This window comes from Pragia fontium, assembly GCF_900638655.1.
GTDB classification, from domain to species: Bacteria; Pseudomonadota; Gammaproteobacteria; order Enterobacterales; family Enterobacteriaceae; genus Pragia; species Pragia fontium.
The window spans coordinates 2,206,008-2,220,645 of sequence record NZ_LR134531.1; the positions used below are offsets into that span (position 1 = coordinate 2,206,008).

The following is a 14,638-nucleotide window of genomic DNA, read 5'->3' on the forward strand; positions in this document are numbered from 1 at the left end:
TAAAAGAAAACTAATACTGCTCTAGCCCAAGGCTGTCGCGTAATACATTTAACTGTTCCAGATCGCCACTACTAGCCGCTTTCTGTAAAGACTTGGTTGGTGCGTGGATAAGACGGTTGGTTAACTTATTGGAAAGCTCATTAATGGTACTTTCAACATCCGCGCCCTGTTCTATTGCACCCAAGGCTTTTTCTACCAGTTCTTTGCGGATATCGTCCGCCATGGCACGATAATCCTTAATAGTAGAAACGGCCGATTGTGAGCGTATCCACGCCATAAAATTGGCACTTTCCTGCTGAACAATATCTTCAGCCTGCACTGCCGCAGCCTTTCTCTGCGACAGGTTATGTTCAATAATCGCGTGTAAATCATCAACGGTATACAGATAAACGTTTGACAAATTACCGACTTCCGGCTCGATATCCCGCGGTACGGCAATATCAATAAACAGCATGGGTTGGTTGCGTCGCGCCTTCAAAGAACGCTCAACCATCCCTTTACCGATGATGGGTAGCGGGCTGGCGGTAGAACTAATAACAATATCGGCTTTATACAAGCGTTCATCAATCTCAGGTAAGGTAATCACATCAGCCTGAACTTCATTGGCCAATTGCTGTGCTCTTTCCCGGGTTCGGTTAGCAATCACCATTTTCTTAACCTGATGCTCTCGCAAATAACGAGCCACCAGTTCAATGGTTTCACCTGCGCCAACTAACAAAACATTCACATCAGACATCGATTCAAAAATCTGGCGGGCTAAGGTGCAGGCAGCAAATGCGACTGAAACAGCGCTGGAGCCGATTTCCGTTTCAGTTCTGACGCGTTTAGCCACGGAAAAAGACTTCTGAAACAAACGCTCCAACTCAGTATTGAGCTTGCAATGCTCCTGAGACTCGGCAAACGCTTTTTTTACCTGACCGAGAATCTGTGGTTCGCCCAAAACCAAAGAATCCAACCCACTGGCAACACGCATTAAGTGATTAACCGCATCTGAACCTTTATGCCAATAAAGACTCTTGCTCAATTCATCCACAGATAATTTGTGATACTGACACAGCCAGTTAACCAGTTTTTGCTGAGCCTGCTCATCGTGCTCAATACTCAAATACAGTTCTGTTCGGTTACAGGTAGACAGCACAACGCCGCCCTGCACCATGGGTTGTTGGTGCAGGCTATGCAATGCATCACCTAAAGTATCAGGGGAAAAAGTAACCTTCTCTCGCAGTGATACCGGTGCGGTTTTATGATTGATTCCAAGTGCAAGCAGAGTCATGAAACAGTTATTGTTATTGTCCATTCACGGTTGAACCGTTATTTTATTGCGATATTCTACTTGATGCTGACTATCAATAAAAGTGACACGTTAGTGTGATGCCGCCTTTGCAAGATTAATAAGCACAAAACGGTTATACTTCTTGGTGGATAAACAATCCGATTGACGTTTGGCCATAAGCCCTTTAGCGTTACCCATCATTGATAAGATCCCGACGAGAACATCATGAAATTAATACGGACTTCTACGCTTTTAAAACTGATCCCACTGGCTAGCCTATTGTTAACTGCCTGTACCCTGACCGGTAATTCAGGCAGCCCAGCGACATCCGTTACTTCTCCAGAGTGGAAAAAACACGAGCAGCAAGTTAAAACGCTAGAGCAATATCAGACTCGTGGCGCATTCGCCTATATCTCGTCACAACAAAAAGTTTACGCTCGTTTTTACTGGCAACAACAAAATCCTGATCGCTATCGTTTAGTGCTCACCAATCCACTGGGTAATACCGTGATGGAGTTAAATGTACAGCCGGGCTTGGTACAATTAACGGATGATAAAGGCCAGCGTTACGTGAGTGATGACGCCGAAAAAATGATTCAGGAATTAACCGGTATGACCATTCCGCTCAACAATATGCGCCAGTGGATGTTGGGCTTGCCTGCCGATGCCAAAGATTTTACCCTTTCGCCAGAAGCGCGATTGCATAAAGTTTCCCTCACTCAAAATGGGCAGCTTTGGACTGTAGAGTATCAAGATTACAATACCAATGTTCAGCCAGCTCTTCCTAGCCGCTTAGAGATCGTTCATGGCGAAGATCGTATTAAATTGAAAATGGATAACTGGACACTACAATAATGGTGAACTGGCCTTCCCCCGCTAAATTAAATCTATTTTTGTATATTACTGGCCGTCGCCCTGACGGCTACCATGATTTACAAACCCTGTTTCAGTTCCTGGATTACGGTGACACGCTTAATTTTACCGTACGTCAGGACGAGCAAATTCGGCTACTTACGCCTCTTGATGGCGTACCTGAGCAACAAAACCTCATTGTACGGGCTGCAAAACGCCTGCAGCAGTTCAGCGGCTGTAAACTGGGTGCTGATATTACGATTGAGAAAATTTTACCCATGGGTGGCGGCCTCGGCGGCGGTTCCTCCAATGCTGCAACAGTTCTGGTGGCGCTGAACCATCTGTGGAAATGTCATGTTACAGTTGATGAACTGTGCCAAATAGGGCTGGAACTGGGTGCGGACGTACCGGTATTTATTTATGGTCACGCGGCCTTTGCTGAAGGCGTAGGTGAAAAATTTCAGCCGGCAGAACCGAAAGAAAAATGGTATCTGGTTGCACATCCTGGTGTACATATTGCCACTCCGGTGATATTTTCTGATGCAGATTTAATACGCAATACCCCAAAACGGTCATTATTGACCCTTTTGGACACGCCTTTTTCAAATGATTGTGAACCAATCGCAAGAAAAAGGTTCCCCGAGGTTGAACAGCTCATTTCTTGGCTGTTAGAATATGCTCCGTCACGTTTAACTGGAACGGGTGCTTGTGTGTTTGCTGAATTCGAATCTCAAGCAGCTGCCCTGAACGTGTTAAAACAAGCCCCTGAGTGGTTACATGGCTTTGTTGCGCAAGGTGTTAATACCTCTCCGCTGCAATCTGTACTCTCAAGGCAAGAATGAGTCCCACTTTAATGTTGTAATCAAAGCCATATTTGGAGTCGGCCCTGCTTACAACATTTTGTGATCTCTATTTTCGTATATCATCAATGCGTCGGATATTTCGTCAATGGTGATATCTTATCTGGATGCAAGCCTGAGGTTCTTCTCGTGCCTGACATGAAGCTCTTTGCTGGTAACGCTACGCCGGAACTAGCACAACGTGTAGCCAATCGTCTTTATACATCGCTCGGTGACGCCGCCGTAGGCCGTTTTAGTGACGGTGAAGTGAGCGTTCAAATTAATGAAAACGTACGTGGTGGCGATATTTTTATTATCCAATCCACCTGCGCACCAACCAATGACAATTTAATGGAATTAGTCGTTATGGTTGATGCACTGCGTCGTGCCTCTGCTGGTCGTATTACCGCGGTAATTCCTTACTTTGGTTATGCCCGTCAAGACCGTCGCGTACGTTCTGCCCGTGTACCTATTACGGCAAAAGTTGTCGCAGATTTTCTTTCTAGCGTTGGCGTTGACCGCGTATTAACCGTTGATCTGCACGCAGAGCAAATTCAAGGTTTCTTTGATGTACCGGTTGATAACGTTTTTGGTAGTCCAATTTTATTAGAAGATATGCTACAGCAGAATCTGGAAAGCCCAATCGTTGTCTCCCCAGATATCGGTGGTGTTGTACGGGCTCGTGCGATTGCGAAGCTGCTTAACGATACAGATATGGCTATCATTGATAAACGTCGCCCTCGCGCTAACGTTTCTCAGGTTATGCATATTATCGGTGACGTTAACGGTCGTGACTGCGTATTAGTCGATGACATGATCGATACCGGCGGTACCTTGTGTAAAGCAGCTGAAGCACTGAAAGAACGTGGTGCTAAACGCGTATTTGCTTACGCAACACACCCTATCTTCTCTGGTAATGCGGTTGATAACATAAAGAATTCAGTGATTGATGAAGTAGTGGTTTGTGACACTATTCCACTATCGGCTGAAATTAAAGCGATTAACAAAGTTCGTACGTTAACGCTTTCTGGCATGTTGGCTGAAGCTATTCGTCGCATCAGCAATGAAGAGTCAATTTCTGCGATGTTTGAGCACTAATAGAAATTGCCTGAACAAAACCCCGTTATTCATTATGATGAATAGCGGGGTTTTACGTAGTACCGAAAGTCATGCCATAAGATTAAGCGAATAACAATATGCCACTGATACTGACTGGACTATAGTGAGAATTCTTCGCTAATTTCTATAAGTGTTTATGACGATATTTATCATCGTTACAGTGTTTAATCCACCAATAGCGATCGGCAATTCGATCTCTGCCCCCAACACGGGCACCCACCAACCATACTAAAGCACCGATAAAAATACCCATAATAGGAATATGCGCCAAATCGCCAGGTAAAAGAGCTACTCCCCCCATATTACCTACGATGGTCAGGCCGACACCACCAATCATTGAAATCAGACCTAGTCCCATTAAGATGTTACCGAGTAAAACTGCGTTTCTGCGTTTCATAAAGCCCTCCACCAAATATCAAATGCTTGCTGAAGTGACAATCACCATGATTTAACCACGTTTTCATTATGAGTATAGACAGACATCCACAGATAGTGTGTGGTTATGATCACATGCTGCTAAACTTTTCTTACATTTTCCTTACATTTCATTAATTATCCTCTTTAACGATTCATGCTTTCGGCAAAATACTGTGATTTAACAAATCAGCCGTGCACTTTGCCATAACTGATAGCTTTACTTTGTAATTCAAGCCATCGAGGGTAAAATGGCGGGCTTGTTATTTCGACCTTTCTTTGTTTAGGGCAACTACCTGATAAAGAAACTATCGAAACACACCCAATAGCAGTAGGAATGGAATTAATCGTGAGCAGCATTAAATTAATCGTCGGCTTAGCCAATCCGGGGGCAGAATACGCCTTAACCCGTCATAACGCCGGTGCCTGGTATGTTGACCTGCTGGCTGAGCGTTATAACCAATCTCTAAAAGAAGAAGCTAAATTTTTTGGCTATACCGCCCGTCTGAATATAGGTGGACAGGACGTCAGACTCTTGGTCCCTACTACGTTTATGAACCTGAGCGGCAAATCAGTACTGGCTATGGCAAACTTTTTCCGTATTGCTCCAGAAGAAATTTTAGTCGCTCATGACGAACTCGACCTTCCTCCCGGGATTGCCAAACTCAAATTAGGTGGTGGTAATGGTGGACACAACGGCTTAAAAGATATTGCTAATAAATTAGCCAACAACCCGAATTTTTACCGTTTAAGAATTGGTATTGGTCATCCTGGCGATAAAAATAAAGTGACTGGATTTGTATTAGGAAAGCCACCTGCCAGTGAACAAAAAATGATCGATGACGCTATCGATGAGGCCGTTCGCTGCACTGATATCCTAATTAAAGAAGATGTGACTAAGGCAATGAATCGATTACATGCCTTCAAAGCCAGCGTCTGACTTTTTCTACCCGATGGTCAAAAAAATCAGCCGCAGACTTAATAATCTACGGCTGAATATGAGAGCTATCAGCGATCAGCTTTTTATTTTGCGATAAATAAACAAAACTAACATTGCCCCTAACACCGCAATCACCAGACTACCAATGTTAAAGCCATCAACGGAACCAAAACCGAAGAACGAACTGATATATCCCCCGACTAATGCCCCAATAATACCGAGAATGATGGTCATAAAGAAACCACCCCCGTCTTGGCCAGGCATTAACCACTTAGCAATAACACCGACCAGCAATCCTAAGATAATCCAGGCAATAAACCCCATAACTCCCCCTAAAATGACTATTTAATACCGGATAAAGAACCCAACCCGTTATTGTTAACCATACATATCAAGAGTAGATGGTAGCGGTTAATATTTCTATTTTTCAGAGGATATAATAGATGCTGCCTATAACTAAAATTAACCACAAAAATTAACCAACTGATATTTAATCACTTAACATCAAGCAAATTGACTGGATTAGATGTTCGCTAAGTGCTCGATAACCAAAAGATCTTTGCCTGTTTGCAAAATTCGATTTAATTTTTGTTAACGTTGTGCCGCTCTAACCGTAAGCAGTGACACGGTGGAGAACATATATGAATAAAATGAGATGGAATGGGTACACGATTAGTGTGTTCAATGGCAATATCCGTTTCGAAACGGATATTCCAGATGGATTTGTTATTTACGGTGATGAGTTAAAATACATGCTGGCAAAAGTCAATAACTACAGGTTTACCTTATTAAACGACCTTCCGTTTAAAGGCCTCAACGATGTCGCTGAAAAACTTAAAGAAATCACCTGATAGCGCTTTATTATTTACCGCAAAAAGCTCCCCAGGCCTCTTTAGATAACCCATGGGTGCGAATAAATTTTTTGGTTTTGCACAAAGCACGCCTGAGTGCTTTTTTGGCCTGCTCATGCTTAATTCGGCTAGCTGGATGCCGTATCCGCTTTGAAGCCCTTAAATCCGTTCCTAAAATGGTCACGCTATAGCAAATGTCGGTATTCGAACCGTCACTATCAATTTCATGATAAAACTTCATACATCACACCTTCCCTTCTTACGCCATGATAATGATAGTATAGCGAGTCTCTCTGACTGAATAAATGCCTCTAAAATAAAATTCGCCATCGCAATTAACTCTCTGATTATTAATATTTATTATGTATGTTACCCAAAGCGTTTTCATTTGAAATTCATAATAAATTAAAATCATATTTTAATTTTTTTAAACAATAATAATTTTATTAGCATTTGCTAATAAATATGACAATATCAAAACCATAAAAATAACTTGTCGTACAAAACATTTATTGCGGCAGAATATTTTTATTTATTTTCACCATAAATAAAATAATGCACAACATATTTTCGGACAAAAAATATACAATATCAATCAGTGTGTTATCTGAAAAAATCACATATTGATTTAATCGATACCTTAAAAGATTACCATTACAATACCATTTATTTTTTTGTGCTACTCCCTATTGCTAGTATTAAATTCATCCTGTATAAAATCGTCAAACTATAATTTTATTTAATAATTAAATATACAACAGATAAGTTATTGATATTTCCCTGCGTCAGCTGAAAAAATACAAACAATAGACAGTATATAACCCACTATAGAATGTCCATTGAGTATTTCCGCCTATTCAGGTAAGCTGTGGGTAGTATATCTATAATGGATGATAGATGAACATGCACTCAACTAAAGATCCAGTGCATAAATCCGAGGGCGCACATGTGTGCAATGATTTATGTCACTTGACAAGAATGTCGCTAAAACACGCGCATAATATGAAGAAAGCGGAAGCTCAGTCATATTGGCGTCGTTGCATGTTTTTTCTGGCTATCGCTGCCATTATCACTTTTTTCTTCGGTATCGTTTTTTTCAGCACCCCCACATTGATTACCTATTTTATTGAAATGGTAATATCCATTATGGGTATTACCGTTGCACATGCTTGGTTTCGCATTACCATAAACAATAACTATTGGCATAAGAGCTGGTATAAGCACGTAAATCAATTGGAAAAACAGCTGGAACAATGCAGCAAAAAGCCCGTTCGTATGCTGTCTGATCTAAAGTCCAATCAAAATCAGACTCACTCGCTGTTCTTAAACAAAACCCTTAACATTATGTTTTTGCTTTTCTGGTGCATGTTACCGATCATTTCGCTGATGAAATTTTTCTATTATTTTGTTTATGTTAATGGTGTTCCACTCTCATTAATGAATACACTATTTCTATGTATCCCATTCTTAATTATGGTATTTCTTACTATCGCCACCAATGTCTTTATGTGCATGTTTTCCTCTAAAGATGATGCGGAAATAGAAGACAAAGAACTGGACATCTCACTGCAATACAAACCCAATCACCACTGATGCCGAATACCAAATCAGGTATCGACTTAATCAGAATTTAGCGTTTATTTTCTCTTTTTATTGATATTTCACCGTTAGCTCTGGGTAAATTACTTCACTTTTCTTCCCCCTACAGCAGCTGACGTAACCCGCAAGATCGGGTATTATTCGTAAGTTAAATTTTTATCATTCAGAAAGTAGTGAATTGATCAGTATTCAGGCGAAGCTCTCTGGTCATCATGACTGCTTTTTATTACAGCGTTATACAACAAAAACATTAAGTCGTTATAAGGTAACCCGGTGAATATACAGGCTCTTTTATCAGATAAAATTACCCAAGCGCTCATTGCTGCTGGCGCACCTGCAGATTGTGAAGCGCATGTGCGTCAATCAGCTAAAATACAGTTTGGTGATTATCAGGCCAATGGCATTATGGCTGTCGCGAAACAACTCGGACTTCCCCCTCGCCAACTGGCTGAGCAGGTATTGACTCATCTGGATCTCTCACCGATTGCCAATAAAGTTGAAATCGCCGGTCCGGGATTTATCAATATCTTTTTAGATCCAAACTGGCTGGCTTCTCATGCCGAAGCAGCATTAAAAGACGATAAACTCAACGTCACCCCGGCCAAGAAACAGACCATCGTTGTTGACTACTCAGCGCCTAACGTCGCCAAAGAGATGCACGTAGGCCACCTGCGCTCAACCATTATCGGTGATGCTGTAGTCCGTACGCTGGAGTTTTTAGGCCATAACGTTATCCGCGCCAACCACGTTGGTGACTGGGGAACGCAGTTTGGTATGTTAATTGCCTATCTGGAAAAGATGGAAAATGAACATGCTGATAATATGACTCTGTCCGATTTAGAAGCCTTCTACCGTGCGGCTAAGCAGCATTACGATGCCGATCCGGTCTTTGCTGAACGTGCCCGTGAGTACGTGGTGAAGCTACAGGGCGGCGATGAATATTGCCGTTCAATGTGGCGTAAACTGGTCGATGTCACCATGCATCAGAATATCCTGACCTACCAACGTTTAAACGTGACGTTAACCGTCGACGACGTTATGGGCGAAAGTATCTATAACGCCATGCTGCCAAGCATCGTGGCCGACCTCAAAGCCCGTGGTATCGCTGAAGAAAGCGAAGGCGCCATCGTTGTTTATTTAAATGAGTTTAAAAACAAAGAAGGTGAACCGATGGGCGTAATCATTCAAAAGAATGATGGCGGCTACCTCTACACCACCACGGATATTGCCTGCGCTAAATACCGTTATGAAACCCTTGGCGCTGAACGCGTGCTTTACTATATCGACTCTCGTCAGCATCAACACCTGATGCAGGCATGGACAATCGTACGTAAAGCCGGTTATATCCCTGATGATGTCTCTCTGGAACACCATATGTTCGGTATGATGCTGGGTAAAGATGGCAAACCGTTCAAAACGCGTTCTGGTGGCACCATTAAGCTATCCGACCTGTTAGATGAAGCGATTGAAAACGCCGATGCTAAACTGCATTCATTGATTCTGGATAAAAACCCGGATATGCAGCCCGATGAGCTGCGTGAAGTGATTAACGCCGTTGGCATCGGTGCCGTGAAGTACTCCGACTTATCGAAAAACCGTACCACTGACTATATCTTCGACTGGGATATTATGTTGGCGCTGGAAGGCAACACCGCACCATATATGCAATATGCCTACACCCGTGTCGCTTCTATCTTTAAACGTGCGGGTATCGACGAAAACAATCTGACCGGTACACTAAACATCACCGACGATCGGGAAAAAGCGCTGGCAACCCGTTTATTACAGTTTGAAGAAACACTGTATACCGTTGCCCGCGAAGGAACACCGCACGTCATGTGTGCCTATTTGTATGATGTAGCCGGCTTATTCTCTGGTTTCTATGAGAACTGTCCTATTCTGAACGCTGATGACGAGGCGACGCGTCAAAGCCGCTTGAAGCTTGCTGCGTTAACCGCCCGTACGCTGAAAATCGGTTTAGATACGCTGGGTATTCAGACCGTAGAGCGAATGTAAGAAAGATAGGCGCTAGGTGCTTAATTTTAAGGACATAAATGTATTTTCTCTTTATGTCCTTTTTATTGAGCGCTGGAATTCAGCTGACAACTGAGTGAGGGAGCACGCCCATCAAGGATGATGGGCGAGGCGCTGCTTCGTCGGGAACGAATCAGCGCCGGTGCGTTAACCCGAACGAAGGCGGAGGGAAGTCGCCGTAGGCGACCTGAATTCGGGGGCGAAGGCGCGGGTGTGCAGAGGGCGTTCGCCCTTAACGCCCTCTGCTCGGCCACGTGTACCACCGTTAATTCATTCTCCGTACTTATAGTGGACGAAACTTTCGCTGTTATTAAACTTACCTAACAAGCAGTTAACTGCCTTACTATTTAATCCAACCTTACCCTATCCTGCGAGCAAAATCCCTAATCCGGAATCCCAACGCGGCCAGCGTACCAAAATAAGCCACAACACCGACCACCACTATCAAGAGCAGCCTCAGAATTCGCATCAGCATATTTCCTTCATCCCAAGCGGGCATAATATACATCATGCCGATTAATGCGGCGGTCATTACCAGCAATGCTGCGATCAATTTCAGAAAGAAGCTTCCCCATCCTGCCTTCGGCTGAAAATACTGACGTTTATGCAACTGCCAATAAAGTAAACCGGCGTTGATGCAGGCAGCAATACCAATCGATAACGCCAGACCCGCATGTTTTAACGGACCAATAAATGCCAGATTCATTAACTGAGTGGCGCATAGGGTAAAAATTGCGATTCTAACCGGTGTTTTGATGTCCTGGCGTGAATAGAACCCTGGTGCCAGCACTTTCACCAAAATCAGCCCCATTAACCCGATAGAATAGGCAATCAGCGCCTGACGCGTCATAGCCGCATCGTGAGCGCTAAACTGACCATACTGAAACAAAGACTTAATCAAGGGTTCTGACATCACACCCAGCGCCACAGAACACGGTAAAGCCAGTAAAAAGCAAAGTCTAAGCCCCCAATCCATCAAGCTTGAATATTCTTCACTATTTCCACTGGAGAAGCTCTTGGCCAGCGATGGCAGCAAAATTGTCCCTAATGCCACGCCTAATACGCCGGAAGGCAGTTCCATCAGGCGGTCAGCGTAATACATCCAAGACACTGAGCCAGAAGCCAGAAATGAAGCAAAAATAGTATTGATAATCAAAGAAATTTGGCTAACAGAAACCCCGAGTATCGCTGGCCCCATTTGCTTCATCACCCGCCAGACGCCGCTGTCCTTCAGGTTGATTCTTGGCAGTACCAACATACCGATCTTTTTTAAGTGAGGCAGTTGATAAAGCAGTTGTAAAATCCCCCCCACTACAACCGCCCATGCCAGCGCCACAACCGGAGGATCGAAATATGGCGCACCAAACAGGGCAAAGCCAATCATACTAACGTTCAGCAGCGTTGGCGCAAATGCCGGCACCGAAAAACGGTTCCAGGTATTCAGAATGGCTCCGGCCAACGACGCCAGCGAAATCAATAAAATATACGGGAAAGTGATGCGTAACAGCTCAGTGGTTAAGGCAAATTTCTCTGGTTCATCACTAAACCCGGGGGCGGTCACCCAGATAATCCAGGGAGCGGCAACAATGCCTAAAAACGTCACCAACGCCAGAACTAAGGTCAATAACCCGGAGACATAGGCAATAAAGGTTCTCGTCGCCTCTTCGCCATGTTGAGTTTTATACTCAGCTAAAATTGGCACAAAAGCCTGAGAAAATGCGCCTTCAGCAAAAATCCGCCGCAATAAGTTAGGCAGTTTAAATGCGACAAAAAAAGCATCCGTCGCCATACCGGCACCAAACGCCCGCGCCACAATAGCATCACGGGCAAAGCCCAAAACTCGAGAAACCATTGTCATGGAGCTGACAGCGGCCAGTGATTTTAATAAATTCATGTAATTTCAACGATTCTTATTAATGGCACCGCAGGCTGTTGCGATGACTGACTGAGGCGTAGTTTACGGTTACTGAATGGAATCACCAATCTAAAAGCGTATAAAAATATTATTTTTCCCCTGCATGCTTACACAGCCTCACCTTGCAGGGGAAAATAATACTCAACAAACTAAATTAACGTGACACCGTCACCAATTAACCTACCAATATTTCAAGCTTCTCACTAAGTTCTGCAACCTGTTGTTTAAGCTGTTCCACTTCACTTTCTAACTGTTGCAGTCGCTCGCCCAACTCGCTGGATTGCGGGGCTTCAGAAGCGTTACTTGGCACACCTGCCTCGACCGGGCCGCAAAATAAATGGGCATATCGACACTCTCTTCTGCCCGGCTCTCGCTCCAGCTTAACCACAAAGGGGCCATCTTCTCGGCTGGCTAAGCCTTCCAGCACCTGTTCCACTTCACTAATATCACTAAACTCATACAAGCGGTTAGAGCGGGTTCTGAGTTCCCCTGGAGTTTGTGGTCCGCGTAGCAATAATAAACAGATGACTGCCAATTCATCTGCGGACAGTTTGAAATTACCAAACTCAGTATTACAAAAACGATGAACATATTTCGCAACTCGCCCACCAGTTCCCGCCGCCTGACGTATCAAGTGCTTTTTTTGCAAACTGTCCAACGTGTCCTGAATATCAAACTCACTCAGTTCCATCACCGGATCCCGGCTGGTTTTCTGATTACAGGCAACCATCAGGCCATTTAACGATAGTGGATATTGATCCGGCGTGGTGACTTCTTTTTCTAACATACTGCCGATAACGCGCGCTTCTTTATCCGTTAACTGATATTTCATGATTCAATTCCTTAAATTGCCGGTTTCCAGTCAAGATTAACCAGCGCCATCATCACATGATCTTGCCAATTTCCATCAATCCGCAGATAGCTTTTCGCATACCCTTCCCGCTCAAAACCCAGGCGCAACAACAAATTACCACTGCGATGATTATGCGGCATATAGTTAGCCATAATTCGGTGCATTTTTTGTTGGTTAAACATATAACGCAGTACCGGCTGTAATGCTTCGTACATCAATCCCTGACCCTGCCATTTTTGTCCCAACGAGTACCCTAAAATACAGGCGTGAAAATCACCCCGAATAACGTTACTAAAGTTGGCTACACCAATGACCTCTTTTTCTTCCGGATCGAGCAACAAAAAATAGTAGGCATTGCCCTGTTTATGTAACTCATTAATCAGATTTAGCCGTACTTGCCAGCCAGAGGGGTGGCAATAACTCTGATCGCGTACCGGTTCCCAAGGTTTAAGAAAGTCTTTATTCTCGGTGTAATACTCTGCAAGCCGGTAGGCATCACGCTCACAGGCAAGGCGCACAATCAGGCGATCCGTCGTTAATGATACTTTAGGAACATTAGAACGATAGCCAAACATCCTCACCCCTTATTCAAACATTGAAAGACCGCATTAAAAGATAAAACTAGTTTACTAAAATAGTATCGTTATTCAGCAATTAAGTTCAAAATAGCCAACAATTCCCTCTCTGTTTATTTCTTCTTTCGCTTACGGTGAATTATGCCACGGGTGTCGCGAGTCAGAAGCTTAGGTAAGTATTTTCTATTATTAGATAACTTGCTAGTTGTGTTGGGTTTTTTTGTCGTTTTTCCACTCATTTCTATTCGTTTTGTTGATCAGCTTGGTTGGGCGGCATTAATTGTCGGCTTGGCATTGGGTCTTCGTCAATTTTTACAACAGGGATTGGGCATTTTTGGCGGTGCGTTGGCTGACCGCTTTGGCGCTAAACCGTTGATCGTGACCGGTATGCTGTTACGCGCAGCGGGGTTTGCCTCGATGGCGATGGCTGACCAACCGTGGATATTGATGCTCTCCTGTGCACTTTCTGCCTTTGGCGGTACCCTATTCGATCCTCCACGAGTCGCTTTGGTAATAAAACTGACCCGCCCACATGAACGAGGGCGTTTTTATTCATTGCTGATGATGCAAGATAGCGCCGGCGTGGTAGTTGGCGCACTCTTAGGCAGTTGGTTACTGCGTTATGATTTTCACTGGGTGTGCTGGTTTGGCGCCGGATTTTTTGTTTTAGCCGCTGCGCTTAACGCTTTTGTTTTACCAGCTTATCGTGTCTCTTCCTCGGTAAGAGCACCGATTATGAACGGCATTAAAGCGGCTATTCATGACGCCCATTTTCGCCGCTATGTGTTAACCCTGACTGGCTACTATGTGTTATCCATCCAAGTCATGCTGATGCTGCCATTACTGGTAAATGAAGTGTCAGGTGCGCCAGAAACCATTCGTTGGATGTATCTAATTCAGGCCATTCTTTCTCTTTCCCTGCTTTATCCTATTGCACGTTGGAGTGAAAAGTATTTTCGCCTCGACCAACGCTTGATGGCGGGATTATTACTAATGACTTTTAGTCTGATGCCTCTGGGTTTTGTCGGCTCCTTGTCTGGGGTGCTGGCACTGATATTTTTCTTTTACCTTGGTTTGATTATTGCCGAGCCGGCCAGAGAAACTCTCAGTGCGGCACTCTCCAATCCTCACGCCAGAGCCAGCTATATGGGATTCAGTAGATTAGGTCTGGCATTTGGCGGTGCTATTGGTTATACCGGCGGGGGCTGGCTTTATGATATCGGCCATGAACTCAATCTGCCCCAAATACCGTGGCTATTGTTGGGGGTTATTGGTATCGTGACGGCGCTGGCGCTGTATCGGCAGTTCTCACCTAGCCGTATCAATGACAAAGCTGCTATTTCCTGAACTGAATTAATTTTGCCCTGTCTATAC

Annotated in this window: 15 protein-coding genes; 8 read left to right on the forward strand and 7 right to left on the reverse strand. The window is 44.0% G+C overall.

Annotated features, from left to right (window positions below):
• Positions 1–10: 10 nt before the first annotated feature.
• Complete coding sequence (gene hemA, locus EL341_RS09555) at positions 11–1,273, reverse strand: glutamyl-tRNA reductase (protein WP_126467652.1); 1,263 nt, start codon at positions 1,271–1,273, stop codon at positions 11–13.
• Between the two features lie 225 nt (positions 1,274–1,498).
• Here hemA and lolB point away from each other — a divergent pair, with 225 nt between their 5' ends.
• From lolB to prs, 3 genes are all read left to right on the forward strand, one after another.
• Entirely contained in the window at positions 1,499–2,128 is a 630-nt protein-coding gene (gene lolB / locus EL341_RS09560) for a lipoprotein insertase outer membrane protein LolB (protein WP_047781173.1), read from the forward strand.
• Positions 2,128–2,967: a 4-(cytidine 5'-diphospho)-2-C-methyl-D-erythritol kinase gene (gene ispE, locus EL341_RS09565; protein ID WP_126467655.1), complete on the forward strand. Its 840-nt coding sequence runs from the start codon at positions 2,128–2,130 to the stop codon at positions 2,965–2,967. Before lolB ends, ispE begins: the two co-directional genes overlap by 1 nt.
• A gap of 147 nt (positions 2,968–3,114) precedes the next feature.
• Entirely contained in the window at positions 3,115–4,062 is a 948-nt protein-coding gene (gene prs, locus EL341_RS09570) for a ribose-phosphate diphosphokinase (RefSeq protein WP_047781175.1), read from the forward strand.
• Positions 4,063–4,207: 145 nt separating this feature from the next.
• Here the strand turns inward: prs and ychH are convergent, their stop codons facing one another.
• Positions 4,208–4,480: a stress-induced protein YchH gene (ychH, locus tag EL341_RS09575; RefSeq protein WP_047781176.1), complete on the reverse strand. Its 273-nt coding sequence runs from the start codon at positions 4,478–4,480 to the stop codon at positions 4,208–4,210.
• Positions 4,481–4,846: 366 nt separating this feature from the next.
• On the opposite strand from ychH, the gene pth reads away from it, so the two are divergent.
• Positions 4,847–5,437: an aminoacyl-tRNA hydrolase gene (gene pth, locus EL341_RS09580; RefSeq protein WP_047782641.1), complete on the forward strand. Its 591-nt coding sequence runs from the start codon at positions 4,847–4,849 to the stop codon at positions 5,435–5,437.
• A 75-nt stretch (positions 5,438–5,512) separates the two neighbouring features.
• On the opposite strand, the gene EL341_RS09585 is transcribed toward pth, so the two are convergent.
• Positions 5,513–5,761, reverse strand: a complete 249-nt coding sequence (locus EL341_RS09585; RefSeq protein WP_047781177.1) for a GlsB/YeaQ/YmgE family stress response membrane protein — start codon at positions 5,759–5,761, stop codon at positions 5,513–5,515.
• A 317-nt stretch (positions 5,762–6,078) separates the two neighbouring features.
• Here EL341_RS09585 and EL341_RS09590 point away from each other — a divergent pair, with 317 nt between their 5' ends.
• A complete protein-coding gene (locus tag EL341_RS09590) occupies positions 6,079–6,288 on the forward strand; it encodes a hypothetical protein (RefSeq protein ID WP_047781178.1) in 210 nt (69 codons plus the stop codon).
• A 10-nt stretch (positions 6,289–6,298) separates the two neighbouring features.
• Here the strand turns inward: EL341_RS09590 and EL341_RS09595 are convergent, their stop codons facing one another.
• Complete coding sequence (locus tag EL341_RS09595; RefSeq protein WP_047781179.1) at positions 6,299–6,529, reverse strand: hypothetical protein; 231 nt, start codon at positions 6,527–6,529, stop codon at positions 6,299–6,301.
• A gap of 761 nt (positions 6,530–7,290) precedes the next feature.
• Between EL341_RS09595 and EL341_RS09600 the strand changes: the two genes are divergently transcribed.
• Both EL341_RS09600 and argS read left to right on the forward strand, forming a co-directional pair.
• Complete coding sequence (locus EL341_RS09600) at positions 7,291–7,881, forward strand: RipA family octameric membrane protein (protein WP_047781180.1); 591 nt, start codon at positions 7,291–7,293, stop codon at positions 7,879–7,881.
• A 279-nt stretch (positions 7,882–8,160) separates the two neighbouring features.
• Positions 8,161–9,903 (forward strand): arginine--tRNA ligase, encoded by a 1,743-nt coding sequence (gene argS, locus EL341_RS09605; protein WP_126467657.1) that lies wholly within the window; start codon positions 8,161–8,163, stop codon positions 9,901–9,903.
• 376 nt (positions 9,904–10,279) lie between these two features.
• Here argS and murJ read toward each other — a convergent pair whose 3' ends face one another.
• The 3 genes from murJ to rimJ form a co-directional block, all read right to left on the reverse strand.
• Positions 10,280–11,815 carry a murein biosynthesis integral membrane protein MurJ gene (murJ, locus tag EL341_RS09610; RefSeq protein WP_074822236.1) on the reverse strand — a complete coding sequence of 512 codons (1,536 nt, stop codon included), beginning with the start codon at positions 11,813–11,815 and terminating at the stop codon, positions 10,280–10,282.
• 196 nt (positions 11,816–12,011) lie between these two features.
• Positions 12,012–12,668: a YceH family protein gene (locus EL341_RS09615; RefSeq protein ID WP_074822233.1), complete on the reverse strand. Its 657-nt coding sequence runs from the start codon at positions 12,666–12,668 to the stop codon at positions 12,012–12,014.
• 11 nt (positions 12,669–12,679) lie between these two features.
• The gene (gene rimJ / locus EL341_RS09620; protein ID WP_074822229.1) at positions 12,680–13,264 is read right to left on the reverse strand and encodes a ribosomal protein S5-alanine N-acetyltransferase; all 585 of its coding nucleotides are present in this window, start codon (positions 13,262–13,264) and stop codon (positions 12,680–12,682) included.
• 141 nt (positions 13,265–13,405) lie between these two features.
• Here rimJ and mdtH point away from each other — a divergent pair, with 141 nt between their 5' ends.
• Entirely contained in the window at positions 13,406–14,611 is a 1,206-nt protein-coding gene (gene mdtH / locus EL341_RS09625) for a multidrug efflux MFS transporter MdtH (protein ID WP_074822228.1), read from the forward strand.
• The last annotated feature ends 27 nt before the right edge of the window (positions 14,612–14,638 follow it).

Excerpts from the sequence above, each read along its gene's own strand:
- hemA (WP_126467652.1), bottom strand. The coding sequence starts at position 1,273 with ATGACTCTGCTTGCACTTGGAATCAATCATAAAACCGCACCGGTATCA.
- lolB (WP_047781173.1), top strand. The coding sequence starts at position 1,499 with ATGAAATTAATACGGACTTCTACGCTTTTAAAACTGATCCCACTGGCT.
- ispE (WP_126467655.1), top strand. The coding sequence starts at position 2,128 with ATGGTGAACTGGCCTTCCCCCGCTAAATTAAATCTATTTTTGTATATT.
- ychH (WP_047781176.1), bottom strand. The coding sequence starts at position 4,480 with ATGAAACGCAGAAACGCAGTTTTACTCGGTAACATCTTAATGGGACTA.
- EL341_RS09585 (WP_047781177.1), bottom strand. The coding sequence starts at position 5,761 with ATGGGGTTTATTGCCTGGATTATCTTAGGATTGCTGGTCGGTGTTATT.
- EL341_RS09590 (WP_047781178.1), top strand. The coding sequence starts at position 6,079 with ATGAATAAAATGAGATGGAATGGGTACACGATTAGTGTGTTCAATGGC.
- EL341_RS09595 (WP_047781179.1), bottom strand. The coding sequence starts at position 6,529 with ATGAAGTTTTATCATGAAATTGATAGTGACGGTTCGAATACCGACATT.
- EL341_RS09600 (WP_047781180.1), top strand. The coding sequence starts at position 7,291 with ATGAAGAAAGCGGAAGCTCAGTCATATTGGCGTCGTTGCATGTTTTTT.
- murJ (WP_074822236.1), bottom strand. The coding sequence starts at position 11,815 with ATGAATTTATTAAAATCACTGGCCGCTGTCAGCTCCATGACAATGGTT.
- EL341_RS09615 (WP_074822233.1), bottom strand. The coding sequence starts at position 12,668 with ATGAAATATCAGTTAACGGATAAAGAAGCGCGCGTTATCGGCAGTATG.
- rimJ (WP_074822229.1), bottom strand. The coding sequence starts at position 13,264 with ATGTTTGGCTATCGTTCTAATGTTCCTAAAGTATCATTAACGACGGAT.
- mdtH (WP_074822228.1), top strand. The coding sequence starts at position 13,406 with ATGCCACGGGTGTCGCGAGTCAGAAGCTTAGGTAAGTATTTTCTATTA.